The 15,698-nt window shown below is 64.2% G+C and carries 10 protein-coding genes; 2 read left to right on the top strand and 8 right to left on the bottom strand.

All coding sequences use genetic code 11. The annotated features are described in order from the left end of the window. Window positions 1-89: 89 nt before the first annotated feature. Window positions 90-833 carry a 1-(5-phosphoribosyl)-5-[(5-phosphoribosylamino)methylideneamino]imidazole-4-carboxamide isomerase gene (gene hisA / locus Q0105_RS14110; RefSeq protein WP_298212768.1) on the top strand — a complete coding sequence of 248 codons (744 nt, stop codon included), beginning with the start codon at window positions 90-92 and terminating at the stop codon, window positions 831-833. After that, the gene (locus Q0105_RS14105) at window positions 826-1,680 is read left to right on the top strand and encodes a D-hexose-6-phosphate mutarotase (protein ID WP_298212767.1); all 855 of its coding nucleotides are present in this window, start codon (window positions 826-828) and stop codon (window positions 1,678-1,680) included. Before hisA ends, Q0105_RS14105 begins: the two co-directional genes overlap by 8 nt. Here Q0105_RS14105 and Q0105_RS14100 read toward each other — a convergent pair. From Q0105_RS14100 to Q0105_RS14065, 8 genes are all read right to left on the bottom strand, one after another. Beyond that, window positions 1,677-2,870 (bottom strand): spherulation-specific family 4 protein, encoded by a 1,194-nt coding sequence (locus Q0105_RS14100; RefSeq protein WP_298212766.1) that lies wholly within the window; start codon window positions 2,868-2,870, stop codon window positions 1,677-1,679. The genes Q0105_RS14105 and Q0105_RS14100 overlap by 4 nt on opposite strands. Window positions 2,871-2,973: 103 nt before the next feature. Next, entirely contained in the window at window positions 2,974-4,347 is a 1,374-nt protein-coding gene (gene pelG / locus Q0105_RS14095) for an exopolysaccharide Pel transporter PelG (RefSeq protein ID WP_298212765.1), read from the bottom strand. Next, the gene (pelF, locus tag Q0105_RS14090; RefSeq protein ID WP_298212764.1) at window positions 4,347-5,879 is read right to left on the bottom strand and encodes a GT4 family glycosyltransferase PelF; all 1,533 of its coding nucleotides are present in this window, start codon (window positions 5,877-5,879) and stop codon (window positions 4,347-4,349) included. The genes pelG and pelF overlap by 1 nt, the downstream gene beginning before the upstream one ends. Continuing rightward, on the bottom strand, window positions 5,876-6,895 hold the full coding sequence (locus Q0105_RS14085) for a hypothetical protein (protein ID WP_298212763.1): 1,020 nt from the start codon (window positions 6,893-6,895) through the stop codon (window positions 5,876-5,878). Before Q0105_RS14085 ends, pelF begins: the two co-directional genes overlap by 4 nt. Further along, window positions 6,888-8,279, bottom strand: coding sequence for a PelD GGDEF domain-containing protein (locus Q0105_RS14080; RefSeq protein ID WP_298212762.1), 1,392 nt, complete (start codon window positions 8,277-8,279; stop codon window positions 6,888-6,890). The genes Q0105_RS14085 and Q0105_RS14080 overlap by 8 nt, the downstream gene beginning before the upstream one ends. 26 nt (window positions 8,280-8,305) lie before the next feature. Beyond that, window positions 8,306-8,851, bottom strand: coding sequence for a penicillin-binding protein activator LpoB (locus Q0105_RS14075; protein ID WP_298212761.1), 546 nt, complete (start codon window positions 8,849-8,851; stop codon window positions 8,306-8,308). 25 nt (window positions 8,852-8,876) lie between these two features. Then, window positions 8,877-12,821, bottom strand: a complete 3,945-nt coding sequence (locus Q0105_RS14070) for a tetratricopeptide repeat protein (RefSeq protein WP_298212760.1) — start codon at window positions 12,819-12,821, stop codon at window positions 8,877-8,879. Then, on the bottom strand, window positions 12,781-15,480 hold the full coding sequence (locus Q0105_RS14065; RefSeq protein WP_298212759.1) for a bifunctional glycoside hydrolase 114/ polysaccharide deacetylase family protein: 2,700 nt from the start codon (window positions 15,478-15,480) through the stop codon (window positions 12,781-12,783). Before Q0105_RS14065 ends, Q0105_RS14070 begins: the two co-directional genes overlap by 41 nt. Window positions 15,481-15,698: the final 218 nt, after the last annotated feature.

The following is a 15,698-nucleotide window of genomic DNA, read 5'->3' as shown; positions in this document are numbered from 1 at the left end:
TCTTTTTTCTTGTAGTCACCCTTTCCCCTTAACCACCCCGTTCGGGCCGAGCCGCGACTTGGCCTTTTCTCCCGAACCCCACCACCACCATGCTGCTCATCCCCGCCATCGACCTCAAGGACGGCCACTGCGTACGCCTCAAACAAGGCGATATGGACCAATCCACCACCTTTGGTGAAGACCCGGCTGCCATGGCGCGCAAATGGGTGGATGCGGGCGCACGCCGCCTGCACCTGGTGGACCTCAATGGCGCCTTCGCGGGCGTGCCCAAGAACTACGGCGCCATCAAGTCCATCCTCAAAGAAGTGGGCGACGACATCCCGGTGCAGCTCGGCGGCGGTATTCGCGACCTGGACACCATCGAAAAATACATCGACGGTGGCCTGCGCTACGTGATCATCGGCACGGCAGCCGTGAAGAACCCCGGCTTCCTCAAGGACGCCTGCAGCGCCTTCGGCGGCCACATCATCGTGGGCCTGGACGCCAAGGACGGCAAGGTCGCCACCGATGGCTGGAGCAAGCTCACCGGCCACGAGGTGGTGGACCTGGCCAAGAAGTTTGAGGACTGGGGCGTCGAATCCATCATCTACACCGACATCGGCCGCGACGGCATGCTCTCGGGCATCAACATCGACGCCACGGTGAAGCTGGCGCAGGCGCTGTCCATCCCCGTGATCGCCTCGGGCGGCCTGTCGAACATGGCCGACATCGAGCAGTTGTGTGCGGTCGAGAGCGAAGGTGTCGAAGGCGTGATCTGCGGTCGCGCCATCTACTCGGGTGACCTCGACTTCGCAGCAGCGCAAGCGCGTGCCGACGAACTCGGCGATGCCTGACGCCACCGCGCGCTGTACCGTCGAATCCATCCCCATCGCAGGCCAGCCCTGCTTGCGCCTGCGCCACGCATGTGGTGACGAGGTGGTGGTGGCCCTGCATGGTGCGCAAGTGCTTTCCTGGATGGCTGCGGGGCGCGAGCGCCTGTACCTCAGCCCCCACGCCGTGCTGGACGGCCACAGCCCCATCCGTGGCGGCATTCCTGTGTGTTTTCCGCAGTTCAACCAGCGCGGCCCCTTGCCCAAACACGGCTTTGCGCGCAACCTGGCCTGGCAGCCTGCCGACAGCGCCAGTCCATCCAGCCTGACCCTGCGCCTGCACGACGACGAACGCAGCCGCCAATGGTGGCCCCAGGCGTTTGAAGCGCAGTTGAGCGTGGACCTGGCGCCCGGCAGCCTGCGCGTGGGGCTGCAGGTGCACAACCCATCGGCCCAGGCCTGGGCCTTCACCAGCCTGCTGCACACCTACCTGCGGGTGGAAGACATTGCCCAGGCAACGATCGACGGCCTGAACGGCATGGCCCGCTGGGATGCCGTGACCGATGCCCACAGCACACAGCAGGGCGCCGTGGCCATTGCGGGCGAGTACGACAGCGTCTTCACCGCCCCGGCGCACGCGCTGGAGCTGTGCGAGGCCGGTCAGCCCCGCATGCGCATCCGCCAAAGCCCGTCGCTGGCCAGCACTGTGGTGTGGAACCCGGGTGCCGCTTTGTGCACCCGCCTGGCCGACATGCCCGCCGACGGTTACCGGCATATGCTGTGCATCGAGGCCGGGCAGATCGACAGCCCCGTGACCTTGGCCCCCGGCCAGCATTGGGCCGGGTGGCAGGAGCTTTGGCTCCCGTCTTAAGAGCAGGCTGGCAGCGCTTGCTGGACATTGACGGCGCGCACCGTCTGCAGCAAGTCCGTCCAATACGTGGGCAGGGTCAGCCAGGGGTTACCGGTGTTGGTGACGAACTCGTACTCGCGGTGCGTCACGTACACCATGCCCATGTTGTAACGTGCTGATGCCGATGCCTGCACGGCCGTCTGCATGGCCGCGCAGGTAGCGGTGTTGTGCACCAGCGTGGCCAGGCTGCCGTTAGGGCGGGCGTAGGTCCATTCGGCATCCGGGGTGCGGGGGTTGTAGCTGCTGTATTGCGAGCTCTTGCCCTCAAACACCGTGAGCACATCGGCTACGGTGGCATAGCCCGCCGTGGGCAGCATGCCGGGGTTGCCAATCACACGCAGGCTGGCGTCCTTGGCCTTGATGTAGCGGTACAGCTCGCGGTAGAAGTCCAACCGGTTGTCCGTAGCCGCCATCTCGTCCAGGAAGATGCCGCTGATCAGATCGCGCCCATAAAAGGTGAAATAGGCATCGATCTCGGCCTTGATGGCGGCCAGCGATTTGCCACCTGTGCCATAGCCCGTGAACACATAACCCACCAGTTTGCCGCCTGCGGCCACGAACTGTGTGGCGGCGAGGCGGGTATTGGCGTCCGCCTGGTTCGAGGGGCCGTCGGCGGGGTTGAGGATGGCCGTGATCTTGACGGCGGGCGTAGCCGCTGCACCGCTGGTCATTGCCGCCCAGTGTGGTGCGCCCGCGCCGGTGGGGGCAAAGTACGCGGGCACCAGCACCTCCAGGGAAGAAGGCACGGGCCGCAAGTAGAGGGTAAGTACAGCAGATGCAGTGCTGCCCGCCACAGTGGTGGAGGCCTGCACCTGCTGCCGCCCGGTGCCCACGCCCGTCAGCGATGCCGCTGCCGTGCCCGCCACGGTACGGCCGGTGGTGGCAGGGCCGGTGCCTGTGGAGAAATGCACGCTGGTGCCGTCGGCCACGTTGGCGCCGTTCTCGGTAACGCGTGCACTCAACGCCAATGCTGAGCCTGCGGTGTATGCCTCTTCGGCGGCAGGGGCTGTGAACTGGATCGCCACGTTGGCGGGTGGTGGCGTGTCGCCGCCGCCACCTCCGCCACCACAGGCCGCAATCAGTCCGGCAAGAGAAAGGAGGCTCCAGCGGGCGGGGGCACGGGCTGAGCGAGGAAGGCGTTTGGTCGGCATGGATGGGTACCTTGTATGGTGAGAGATGCGCTGGGCATCCCTGCCCGCACCATCGCTTCCGACTGTAACGAACGCGTGTGAACTTTTGTGAATTTTCGGCCAGTTACTGCAGCATGAAAGTCTCGTATTCCAGTCGATTGAGCTGGCGTGACAGCAGCAGCAGGCCTGTGCAAAGCGTTAGCAGCGTGGCCACCGCAAAGCCGTAGCCATACAGCGCCGCACCAAACCACAGCGATACGCCGGTGAGCGCAATGTTGAGCAGCACAAACTGCAGGCAAAGCATCAGCACGATGCGCCGCTGATCGAGGTAGAAGAACACGTTGAGAATTGCCATCAGCCCCACCTGCAGGCCCGCGCCGATCACCTGAACCTGCAGCAGCGGCAGGTACAGGCGCGAGATGCCCAGGGCTGACAAAATGGACGGCCCGGCCACGAAGGTGATGAGCACGGCCAGCGTCTGGATCTTGCCGATCTCGGCCAGGCCCTGCTGGATGGAGTACACCATTTCGTCGCGCATGGATTCGATGTATTCCAGCGATCCACCGCTGCGCACGGCGTCGTAGAAGCGGTCGTAGTACTCGGCAAAATCGGTCTCGATGCGCACCAGGAACACGGCCATGCCCGGGATGATGGACAGGTAGGACAGGAACACCGGCAGGTCATAGATCAGCGACGCCCGCAGCCCGCCGATGATCTCCTGCGAGGTGGGCTGGAAGTACCAGAACATGAACTTGTCGGCCCACACCCCCGCGTTGTAGAGCAGCCCGATGAGCATGAGCGAGGGGTACAGCAGTTCGCGCCGCGCAAAATCAAAGGCGAAGAGGCGGCCTTCGGGGTTGAACTCCCGCATGACCAGGTACCACATGCCCGCCAGCAGCACATAGTTGCCCGCCACGAAACCCGCCAGCAGCCCCACCAGCCCCCAGGGGCGCAGCAGCAGCGACACCACCACGATGAGGCCATACGCCAGGCCAAACAGCGCCACGATGACCTTGTAGCGTTTCATGCCCGACAGCAAGATGGTGAGCACCCATACGCCGCACATGATGGCAAAGCCCGCCAGCATCAGCAGCCGGTATATCAGGCCCTGGCCTGGCAGCAGCGCGAACAGACCCACGATGCCCAGCACGCTCGCCGCTGCCAGCACCACGATCAGCAAGCCATGCAGGTTGGGCAAAATGAGGTCACGGCGCTTTTCGAACAGGCGGTCGGAAACGAAACGTGTGAACGCCAACTGCACCATGCCCGTGAGGATCAGGCTGGCAGCCACCAAGTAGGTCACCGAGGTCTGGAACTGTGTGACCAGGAACGATGGCACCACCACACTGGCGCTGAAGATACCCACCAGCAAAATGCCGACGATGGAGAACACCCACGGGCCGGAGCCGATCACGCCTGCATAGGCATAAGCCTGCACCAGGCTGACCAAGGTGTTTCTGCGCAGCATGCGGCGCAGCTCAAACCCGATGCCGGCCATTAGCGCTTCTCCTTGCTGCTGTTCAGGGCGCCTTCATAGACGCGGCGGTAGCGGTCGAACATCATGGTGTCGGTGTAGTAGCGCTCCACGCGCGCAATGGCGGCCTGGCTTGCGGCATTCCACGCGGGGGTGTCTTTCAGCAGTTCGAGCGATGCGTCGGCCAGGCGTTGGGGGTCGGCAATGGGCACTACGCGGCCTGACGAGCCCAGGGCGCGGTCGTCTTCGTCCAGGCCGTCCACAAGCTGGCGGCACGAGCCCACGTCGGTCGTCACCACGGGCACGCCCGCAGCGTAACCCTCCAGCACGACCAGTGGAAGCGCCTCGCTGATGGAAGACAGTACCACCAGGCCGATGCGCGGCATGAGGTCTTCCACCTTCTGGAACCCGAGAAAACGCACATGTTCCTGCAGGCCCAGGCTGGTCACCAGGTTTTCGCATTCCTGGGCATAGGCGGGATCTTCGTCCGCGGGACCGGCGATCCAGCCCTCGGCTGCCGGGAGTTGGTTGACCACGCGGCGCATTGCGCGGATGAAAGTCTTGATGTCCTTGATGGGAACGACGCGGCCAATCAGGCACAGAACGGGTGGTGGCTCCGGTGGGCGTTGGCTGCGCAGGGGGGCGAAGCGGGCCAATTGGATGCCGTTCGGAATATTGAAGGTGCGCTCGGGTATGGCGCCGTCGGCAATCTGGCGTTGCCGGTTGGCTTCATACAGCGCAATGATCGGATCGGCTGCTGCGTAGCAATATTGGCCCAGCCATTCAAAGAACTGGATCCACATTTGCCGGAAGTACGACAGCTCCGTCGGGTCGCGCTGAAACACGTTGCGGTTGTCACGGATCCATTCGCTCTTGAACAGATCGATCTTGCGTTCCTTGGTGTAGATACCGTGCTCGGAGAGGATCAGCGGCGTGCCATGTAACTGGTGCAGCAGTCCGCCCAGAAACCCCGCGTAGCCGGTGGATGCACAGTGCGTCGTGCGCACCGGGATCATCTGCTGCGCCACGCGCGCCAGCATCCACAAAGGCTGGTACATGATGCGCACGGTCCAGAAATAGTCCACGAAGGAGGGGTCGGTGCAGTGGCGGCGGTAGGTGTCGCAAATCAGCTCCCAGGCGCGCTCGCTGTAGAGAAAATCCTCCAGTTGGAGCTTGCCGCCGGGTTGCATCTGGCGCGTGATCTCCTGCAGCAGGTTGAGCGCCTGCTGAGGATCGACATGGTGCTCGAAACTCTGCATGAGCGAGCGCACCATCTCGAAGGCTTCGCGATCACCTGCACGACGGGTGGGCTCGCCCGAGGCATGCAGGTGGCCATAGAGGAAATGTTCCTCAAAGTGCACCACGTTGGGCGGCAGGGTGTAGCGGAATTCGCCATAGTCCGAGCGCTGGCTGCCCAGGAAAACGATGGCGAAGCTGTATTCGGGGTACGCACGGATGATCTGGTTGATCCAGCTGGAGACGCCTCCGCTCACGTAGGGGAACGTGCCTTCCAGCACCAGCGCCACATCCGCCTTTTGGGCCTTGGGGTGCATCATCGTGCGCGGCTCCAGTAGTCAATCACAGGCCGCAGCCGGGGCAGGGCATCCCATTGGCCCAGTTCGTGTACCAATTGCTGGGCCAGCAGGTAGTCCTTGCGTTCGAAAGCCAACTCGGCCTGGTAAGGCAATACCCGGGTAGCGGGCAGGCCCAGTGCCTGTGCCTTGTCGTACAGGGCCGCAGCTTCGTCCAGTTGGCCCTGCTCGTGCAGCAGGCGGCCGCGCCGCAGTGTGAGCTGGGGGTGCGAGGGGGTGCCGAGCAGCACCAGGTCGCAGTAGTGCAGCGACTGCTTGATGGCGTGATCACGCAGATCGCCTTGCACCAGTTGTTGGTACACCAGTTCCCAGTACAGGTCGGACAAGCGCTGGCAGGCTTCTTGTGCCAAGGGGCCTGGGGTGGTGCCTCCTTCTTGTTTTCGTGCTGTTTCCAGCGCCTTGAGTTCGGAGTCGATGGCGCGGTTGATGCGCTTTTCCAGTGCATCGAGCATGCCGTAGGCGAGCAAACGCAAGTCCTCGCTGGGGTCGCTGAGCACAGTGCGCAGCAGCGGCGAGGCGACACGGCCCGAGACGAATTGCAGTGCCACCATGGCGCTCATGCGGGCCGTGGCGGGCGCACGTGCGTTGCCCAGAAACGAGCGCAACCCTGCCTGCCGAAAACTGCCTTGCATGCGCTGGTGCAGGTCGAATTCAGGCAGTTGCAGCGATTCAAAGTCTTCTGGCGTGTGGGTGGTGCGATAGATGCGCACCATGATGACCGCCAATATCATGCCCACAAATCCGACGATGGGGATCGCGAAACTGAATAGCGTGATGATTGCCAGCGCTGCCCAGCGAGGCTGGACCTGCGCCACGCGCAGCAGCGGCCATAGCATCACAGCCAGCAACAGGCTGGCGCCGCCGTGGCTGACCAGATAAACGGTCAGCGCGGCGTTTGAATGGTCGTCCAGCAGTACCGGACCGCTCCAGGCGCCCAGCTCGAGCAGTAGGGCGCTGAGGCCGAGCTTGAGGCTAAGCATGGTTTTGCGCCAGCCTCGGGATGCGTTCCAGGGTACCGAGCGGGGAGTCGCCGCTCAGTGAAATGATGTGCGGAAAGATGCCCTCGTGGGCCAGCGAGTTGCCGCTGAATTGCTGGCACCATAGCTCCACGCGGTTGAGGTAGCCGTCGGCCGTGCTTTGGCTGCCCAGGGGCATCAGCAGCGCAATGACGTGGCGCTCGGGGCTCTTGTACCACCAGATCTCGTCCAGCTCTCGCTTGAGGCGCATGATTTGCGCGGGCAGCTCGCGCTCGATGGCGCGTGGCAGAAACTCCAGCGCCACGATCACGCTGCTGACCTTGGTGGTGCGGTACACATGCACCAGGCGCTGGGCCTCGAAGGCGAAGTCCGCAGGGCATTCTGGCAACTTGGCCAGGATGGGCTGGGCCAGCGTCTGCGTGGCCAGGCCATCGGTGTAGTAGCCCAGAAGCAGGTTCACCGTTTGCAAATTCTCGTCTTGCAGCGAGAAGAAGGGCATTTCTTCCACAACCAGCATGCCGTAGATGGTGCCGCCCAGGTCCAGCAACGGAGCGGCCACCAGGTACTGGCTGTGAGGCTGATTGGCCAAGGTTTGGCTGATGTGGCAGAGCTTGCGGGTTTCCCGGGCCTGCTTGAGCAACGGATCCTGCAGCCGCAGCGGCGGGGTCTTGCCGATCTGAGCGATGGGCTGGTCGTTGAGAGCGTCTTCGGAGGCGGCGTAGAGCGCTGCGGATTCGAGCTGGCAGTACTGCGACAGCAGGCGCAGCAGCGTGCTGGCGCCTTCCTTCGTATCGGTGGCGGTTTGTAGTGTGCCCAGCGCGTCGCGCATGGACATGGGCCGCCCGATCAACTCCTGTTCAAGCCGGTCGTGCGAAAGCCGTAGCAGGTAGTACTGCCGCACCAAATGTTCAAGGCGCTGATCGAGGTAGATCTGCATGACCTCGGCACGCCGCGTGCGGGCCTGCCACAAGCTGGAGAACTCGCCTACCAGCAGCACGAGGATCAGTCCGCCCAGGAAGTAGATCTGCGGAAACTGGTCGTGTTGCCCCAGGTTGAGGGCCAACCAGCTCAGCAGTAGCAAGATGGCGCCCCCCACGCCCGCGAGCGGCCCATAACGCAACGCCACGATCACCGGTGCCAGCCAGGCCCACGGGAACGCGGCCTGCGTCCATAGCGGATCGCCGGGGTGCACGAGCAGGCCCAGTCCAATGGCCAGCACCGACAGCAGCACCGTCTCGCCCACGATGACCATGGGGCGCGCGTCTGTGGTGGCGAGCTTGCCCAATAGCATGGAGGGGCTGAAGGAGAGCTTGGACGCTTTGGCCTGGGCCGCAGCCGTGCTCCGCCTTTTGGGTGCGGGTAGCTGCGTTGATTCTTGGCTGGACATGTCGGTGTGGCGGATCACGGAAAAATTCAGCGGGCCGAGGACAGGCCCGTTTGCAGCAGGTCACGGATCAGTTTCTGCGCCACGGCAGAGAGCGCTTCGCGGCTCCAGCCGCTCTTGCCGCCTGCGCCGCTCCAGATCGTGTCGCCCGAGGCCAGGTCGATGATGCTCAAGGTCACGCCTGCGGCGGGCTCGCCGTCAACCCCCACCTTGTAGCGCCATTCGTCCACGGCACCCGTGAGTGCGTAGCGGGCCTGCTGAGCGCGCGCCCACTCCAATGCTTCTTGTTGGCGCTTGACGTCGCTGGCGTCGAACAGGGCCTCTTGTTGTGTGCTGGCCTGGTAGCGCAGTACCCGGCCCACGCCTTGCGCGTGCAGGATGGCTTCGGCAATGGCCTGGGCGCGGTTGCCTGCCAGGGGGGTTTCGGTGTGGTTGGCAAATGGCAACACCACCCAGGTGGCCTGGCGCTCCAGCGCGGGCGAACGTCCACGGTCGGTGGTGCCACAGGCAGTGAACAGCGCGGCAGCCGTGAAAAGCAGGAAGATGCGGCCCAACAGGGCAGGGAACGAGCGCATGGGAAGTCCTTTGGTGGGAGGATGGTTAAAAGTGAAGGCGATAGGAGACTTGCAATTCATGCGAAGGGCCTTCGGAGCGCAGGCCTGATCGCTCGTAGTTCCAGTTGACGCTGAAGTGGTCTGCACCCAGCACGCTGCCCGCCAGCCCCAGGCGCAGCCCATAGCCTGGGCCGAAGCGGCTGTGCCAGGTGCGGCTGATGGCGGCATAGGGCTGAAGCTTGCGTGTGTACTCCTGCTCGTAGAGCATGTTGGTTGCAATCTGCACGCCGTAGTAGCGGAAGCTGTCGGGCAGGAAGTAGTCAGGCCCGGGGCCCTCGGATTCCGGAGGAAGGAGCCTGCGGTAGCCCTCATCGCGTTCGCTCAGCAAGCTCAGGTCGGCGCGGCGGAAGCTGTGGCCGGACCAGAAGACGTTGAAGTCCAGGCGTGGGGAGTCTTGGCGATAGCTGTGGGTGTAGTACAGCATGTGGTGTCGTCCCGACCCCAGCGCGCCGCCGGTTTGCAGTTGGTAGCGCTCGCCCCACAGCGTGGCGGTGATGGAGTCCTGCCGCGTGGCCTGGTAGCGGACCGCGACGCTGGCCTTGTCCTTCATGCCGGCTACGCGCAGGGCCAGGCTTTCCTGGCTGGGCAGGTTGATGCCCAACGACATGCGCAGTGACAAGCGGTTGTCTATGCGTTGCTCATGCTCCAGCTCGGCGGAGGTGTAGGTTGCAAAGCTCTTGCGCTGTGCGGCCGTGAGCTGTGTCTCGCCGTCGGTGTGACGCCAGGCGAGCCGGGCATGCACGGCTTTCTCGTTCGGCGGTTGCACGATGGTCTGGGGGTTGGTGGATTCGCGCAGGATGTGCGTGTGCCCCAGGTCGAGTGATATGCGCGGGTTGATGGCGATATGCACCGTCTCTTGCAGCTCGCGTTCGTTGATACCCGAAAGGCGCCGCTGCAGCGCGGTGGCCCGGCCATGGTCGCTGAAGGCCAACAGGCTTTCGGTGAGCTGCAGGTGCAGGGGCTGGTCGTCGTTCTGGTGTTCCAGCGCCTCGAAGGCGGCTGTCTGTGCCAGGCGCATGTCGTCCACCGCGCGGGCGGCGTTCACGCGGTCATAGCGCGGCAGGCGCTCATCAAAGGTTTCGAGCAATTGCCCAGTCGCCGCCGTGTCTTTTTCGGCCAGTGCCACGGTGATGTCGGCCCACAGCGGGCGGTTGGCGCGCAAGCCCTGACTGCGTGCGTATTGGTGCCACAGAAAACCCCGCTCGGCGGTGTATTCGCCAGCATCCTGAAGCCAGCCGATGGCGGTTTCTGCGGCGGCGTTGGTGAAGTTGTTTTCGGCGTCGCGATCCAGGCGTAGCAATTCGCGCAGCACGTGCAGCGCCGGGTCGCCGGGCTTTTGGGTGAGCACCAGGCGTGCGCGCGCAACGCGCCGTGTCTGGTCAATGCCTGTTTCGTTCAGCCAGTTTTTGCGTGCCTGCTCTGCGGTCGTGGGCAGGCGGGGGTCAAGCCCTGCCTGGACCTGTTTCCACTGCTGAGCAAGCAAATGGCGGCGCAGTCGCCAGGAGCGGTCGATCTGCTGGTTCTGATCTAGCGCGTCGGCATAGTTCATGAGCCACAGGAAATCCTTCTCATGGCCCGCGAAGCGGGGCGTGAGGTAGCGATCCAACGCCGTTTGCGGCAGTGATAGAGCCTGGTAGGCCGCGGCCAGCGAGTCATGCATGGCGGTGTCCAGGCTCCAGGTGGCCTCGTGGGTGGCCAACAGGAGGCGCACGGCCACGGCATCGTTGCTGTCGATGAACAGCCACAGCAGTGCGCTGCGCATGTCTGCGGAATCGGGGGCCACGCGCAGGCCCGCCTCGAAGTAGCCGCGTGCCTTGGCCAGGTTACCCGTGTTTTGGTGGTACGAGCCTGCCAGTCGCATGAATTCTGGCAACTTGAGCAGCGCTTTCTGAGCCGGTGTGGGCTTGCTGCCGGGCGGCGCGTCGGCTTCGCGCAGCAGGCGAGCGGCATCGGCCCAGCGGCTGCGGGCGACGTGGAAGGTGAGTGCGTCGACCAGGTCGCCTGGATCCTGAAAGCGCCGCCATGCCAATTCGTGGACTTGCGCAGCCTCCAGGGGGTGGTCCTGGAGCAGCAATTGGGCCAGGGCTTCGTAGTCTTCCGATTCCGAGTCCTCCAGATCGATGAGCTTGCGATAGGCGTCGATGGCCAGCATCTGGCGCTGGCGGCCTTGTGCAAGTTGCCCCGTCATGCGCCAGAAGTTCTGGGCCTCGGTGGGCTGCGTGTTCAGCTTGGTGGCGGCTTCCAGCCAAACCAGGCCTTCGTCGGGGCGCCGCAGGGTCAGCGCGATGACGGCGGCATGCATGGCCCGCTCGTGGGTCAGTGCGCCTGGGAAGGCCAGCACTTCGCGCCAATAGACAAGCGCGGTCTTGGGGTCTCCCATCCGCTCTGCCAGCAGTGCGAGTTGTTCGCGTGCTTCCAGCCCTTGGCCGTGGGCTTGCAGATAGTCCATGGCAGCCTGGGGTTCGCCCATGCGCTCGTAGGCCTCGATCAGCTCTTGCGTCAGTTTGCTGCTCGATTTGCCGCCGCGCTGTGCGCTACGCAGGTTGTGCTTGAGCGCTTGCACCAGGGCACGGTCGTCGAACAAGCCAGGTGCAATGCGCAGCACTGCCTGCCATGCCTCTTCCCGGTCGGTACGTTGTGCGAGAACGAGCCAGTGCTCCAGCGCCACTTCGGGCCGTTGGGTCCATTCCGACACATGTGCGAGCCTCTCGCGCCAGACCATGTCGTCTGGGCGCTGCTGCACGGCGACGCGGGCAATGGCCCAGGCGTCGTCGGGCTTGTTGTTTTCGAGGAAGACCTGGTAGGCGAGCGAGAAGGTTTTTTCGTCGAATGGTATGCCGGGCGTAATGCTGCTTTGCTTGGGCTGGGCCGTGGCAACGGCGCGCCAGCCAGGGGAAGCGGGGACAGGTGGGCGCAGCAAGTGGGCGCCGTCATCGTAGGTGACGCGGGGCACCTCAAGCGGGGGAGGCTGCCATGCCACGGGCCGCAGGGCCCAGCTGTTGGTGTGTCCGGCCAGCACGCCGAGGGGCTCTGCAGGCAGGGCCAGCGCAATGCGCAGCAGCTTGCGCACGTAGCGGTCGGCCACATCGGGGCGGGCAGCAGCGCGGGCCAGGTTGATGATGCGCACCAGGGTGGCGGGGTCGTCAATCAGTGGGCCGATTTCGCGCTCGGCCAGGGCCAGAGCATCGCCGGGGCGGTTGGCGGATTGCAGTGCGTCCACCGCCGCGTGGAAGTAGGCTTTGCCGCGCTCAGGGTCTGAGGTGGTGCGACGTGCGTGCAGGTAGAGTTCGGCGCAGGCGTCGTAGTCGGAAATGGCCAAAGCTTCGCGCGCGGCTCGCTCGTACAGCTGAGACGCTCTGTCTGGGTCGGATTCCTGCTCGGCAAGCTCGCGGTGCGTCTGTGCGGTGACCACGCGGTCTTCGTACTGAGCAGCCCAACTGCCCAGTTGCACTTGCCGATCTGCGGGCCAGTCTTGTGTGGCCAGGTTGCGCAGTTGCCGCTTGATTTCCTCACGCAGCGCTGCGCGTTGTTCTTCCTTTTCTTCCGGTGTGCGCTGGTACTGGGCGTGGGTGATTTCCCATTGCGCCCACAGCAGGTTGCGCTGCACGTCGGGGTCGGTGGATTGGTCCAGGGGGAGCAGGGTTGCACGCGCCTGGGGTAACTCGCCCAGCGTGGTTTGCTGGTGCGCCAGCAACAAGCGCAAGCGGGTGTTGTTCGGGTCGCTGCGCAGCAGGTTGACGAGGTAGGCTGCGGACAAGGCCACGTCGGTGCCGTCTTCCAGGGCAGCCAGGCGCCGCTCCAGAGCCTGGCGCGGATAGAGCAGCACCAAACCGCCGCTTACCAAGGCGGCAAGCAACACAATCTGCCAGGCCGGGGCCAGGATGGGCCGCTCAGCGGGCGGGGCACTGGATTTGAAGGTCTGCGACAACATGGGTCAATCGGTACGCGCGTAGCGGCTGGCCAGATGCTGGCGGGACGGTGGCTGCCTGCAGGGGCCGGCCATTGGCCAAAGCCTGGCAGTCTTGCATACCGCCCAGGCTGAATTCCAGCGGAGCGTGGCCAGTGAGGGTAAAGGCAATGCTGCGGCCGTCGGCACTGGGTTTCCAGGCAGTCAGTCGGGCGTTGGCATCATGCAAATAGGGCAGAGGGCTTTGTTGTTGCGCCGGATCTGTGTGCAGGGTGGCTTTGCCGCCAGTCAAGTGGACGTAGCGGCCCTCTGTGGACGGGTACCAGCCCGCCACGCCTTGGCTGGTGGCCATGACGGGCTCGCCCATTTGCAACGGCAGGCGCAGCGTGCGCAGGTCGCCATCGCCCCGCACGCGCCAGCCGCTACCCTCGCGGGCCAGCGCGTAGCCTTGCCAGTCGCGCACCTTGCGGATGAACTCTGACGGGTACACCGGGTGCAGTGGTTGGGCCATGGCCCAGTTGTAAACCTTGTTCAAGGCATTGATGCCTGCGCGCTTGCTAGCGGAGTAGGTGTGGTAGTAGATGTCCACGGGTTTGATGCGCCGTGGCGTTTCGGTCATGGCAAAGGTCTGCAACACCCGCTCGAACCCGTAGAACGGCCCTTTCCACAGGTTGGTGTAGATGTTTTCGTTGGTGATGGGGGCGTAGACCTGCAGAAACCCGCCCTTGGTGATGCCCAGGGCGCCAACCTCGGTGAGCGTGGGCGTGTTGAGCGTGATCGAGGTGTCGCCGCCATTCATGTTGAGCAGGCCCGCGCGCTCGGTGATTTCCAGGGCCTTGGCGTTGGGGGCGGTGTCGCCCGACCACAGCAGGATCTTGACCTTCTTGCCTGGAGGAGCAAGGCGTTGGTTGATGTATTCGGACGATCCCACGATCTCACGCGTGAGATCGACGGTGTAGCCGGGGATGTTCAGTGCAAAGGCGGCGGTGGAGTCGCCGCTGAACATGCCGTGCCGCACGCTGGTATCCCACAGAAAGGGGTGCGAGAAGGTGTGGCTGGCCAACTCTACGTGCGGCAGCTTGAAGATCTTGCGCGCAGCCTCTTCGAGCCGGGGGCTCATGTCGGGGTAGAGGCCATGTGGCGCCGTTTCGGCCTCGACCACCGAGACCGCATGCGGAATGTGGGGGTACTTCTCGATGACCTGGCGCATGGCGTCGGCTGCCAGCGGGCTGCCCGCCAGCTCTGCCAGTGATGCAAAGCCGTCGCCGTCGATGTGCGCGAACAGCAGGCGGCGCCCGTTTTCGGTTGTGGTGTCGGGAACGGGGATGGCGGGCAGGCGCAGGGCCTTGGTCAGCAGCGCAAAGGGATCAACGACCCAACGGGAGTAGTCGGTGCCCGGCATGGCCAGCGTAACGAAGGGCGTGAACAGAAAACCACCCCAGGGCATGAAGGCACCGCCCAGCATGGTCTGGCCGCCGCCATCGCGCAACTCGATCAGCGGCTCGGCGCCAGGCGGCGCGCCACGGCTGCTGGCCCAGGCAAAGCGGGGCCCCTGCAGGGGTTCTGGCGCCACTTCGTAGCCCATGATGGCGTGTTTGCTGACGATTTGTGGGGCGCCGCCTGCGGGGGATGCGGGCTGGATGCCCAGTTTCTGTGTCAGAGCCTTGGGCGGTAGAAAGCCGAAGCTGCCCAGTACGAGCAGGGGCATTTGTTCATCCACCCGCGCCTGGAGCCAGCGCGCCATAGGCGTGGCCTTGTCCTCGGGCATGTACCCGTTGAACCAGGTGACTACGCCCGCGTAGCGGTCGGCGTTTATGGCGGGCGGGATGCCGTTGCGGATATCGGCGAAGTCCACCACATAGCCCATGTGGTTCAGGGGCATCTGCAAGAAACGGTGGGCTTCGGTGTAGTTGAGGGCGGGTGTCTCGGCACCGTTGTAGGCAATCAGCACACGCCGGGGCATGGGCTCGATGCTGCCGATGCCTATGGTGCTGAGCGCGGAGTCGGTCACCCAGGGGATGAAACCATCGGCCTGAATGCGTGCGGCGGTGGAACGGGTGAGCGCGCGGTCGTGCGGAGGCACGTAGTCGATGACCAGGGCAGGAATGCCGTCGCGCTCGCGAATGGTGCGCAACTGGTTCTGCAACCACTGCCGGTCGGCCTCTTTCACGCTTTCGTAGCGCTGGGTGCGGGCGTTCCAGCCTTGGTAGAGCGATTCGGCCGCCACCATGCGGATTTTGTCGCGCACGCGGGGCACGATCTCGAAGCCCCGATTCAGGATGAGCTGGATGCCCGGAAAGCGCTGGTGCAGTGTTTCGATCACGCGCACCAAACCGCGCTGCTGGGCTTCCTCGTCAAACTTGGCGGCCAGGCGGTAGGAGTCGAGCGTGTCTAAAAAGAAGCCGCGATAACCTTGTTTCCACAGCGGGGCGATTACCTGGGTGGCGAAAAAATCGGGCCATTGCTCGGGCGTCTGGTCGATTACGTCGGACTTCCAGTCGCCGTTGCGCGCCATTTTCCATTCTGCGGGAATGTCCTTGTAGTCGGGGCGCGAGGGCAGTGCCTCTGCGACAGACACGTACGCGTAGATATCCGTGCCGGGTAGCTCTGGTGGGGTGGAGGTCTTGGTATGCCCCGGGTCCACCACCAGTAGATCGAACGCGCGGAAATCCGCTGGAGGCACTGCGTCTCCGTAATAAAGGGCTACAGCAGGTGTTGCTGCCAGTGCGTGCTGCGGCGCTGCTGCCACGCACAGGACGAATAACCATGCCCATGCCAGCAATCCAATGACCTGCCGTGGCGATGGACGTACTCTTGTGCTGGTGCCTACACTGATGCCCTTTTCCGGCGCTGCAGGGGCCATCGCGTCAGAATATAGGCGGGTGAAAAAATCCGTAACCA

It is taken from the genome of Acidovorax sp., from assembly GCF_027492855.1.
Lineage (GTDB): Bacteria > Pseudomonadota > Gammaproteobacteria > Burkholderiales > Burkholderiaceae_C > Acidovorax.
This window is presented reverse-complemented; position numbering and strand designations above follow the sequence as displayed.

What these genes read in the sequence shown, in the direction of transcription:
- hisA (WP_298212768.1), top strand. Translation starts at nt 90, where the DNA reads ATGCTGCTCATCCCCGCCATCGACCTCAAGGACGGCCACTGCGTACGC.
- Q0105_RS14105 (WP_298212767.1), top strand. Translation starts at nt 826, where the DNA reads ATGCCTGACGCCACCGCGCGCTGTACCGTCGAATCCATCCCCATCGCA.
- Q0105_RS14100 (WP_298212766.1), bottom strand. Translation starts at nt 2,870, where the DNA reads ATGCCGACCAAACGCCTTCCTCGCTCAGCCCGTGCCCCCGCCCGCTGG.
- pelG (WP_298212765.1), bottom strand. Translation starts at nt 4,347, where the DNA reads ATGGCCGGCATCGGGTTTGAGCTGCGCCGCATGCTGCGCAGAAACACC.
- pelF (WP_298212764.1), bottom strand. Translation starts at nt 5,879, where the DNA reads ATGATGCACCCCAAGGCCCAAAAGGCGGATGTGGCGCTGGTGCTGGAA.
- Q0105_RS14085 (WP_298212763.1), bottom strand. Translation starts at nt 6,895, where the DNA reads ATGCTTAGCCTCAAGCTCGGCCTCAGCGCCCTACTGCTCGAGCTGGGC.
- Q0105_RS14080 (WP_298212762.1), bottom strand. Translation starts at nt 8,279, where the DNA reads ATGTCCAGCCAAGAATCAACGCAGCTACCCGCACCCAAAAGGCGGAGC.
- Q0105_RS14075 (WP_298212761.1), bottom strand. Translation starts at nt 8,851, where the DNA reads ATGCGCTCGTTCCCTGCCCTGTTGGGCCGCATCTTCCTGCTTTTCACG.
- Q0105_RS14070 (WP_298212760.1), bottom strand. Translation starts at nt 12,821, where the DNA reads ATGTTGTCGCAGACCTTCAAATCCAGTGCCCCGCCCGCTGAGCGGCCC.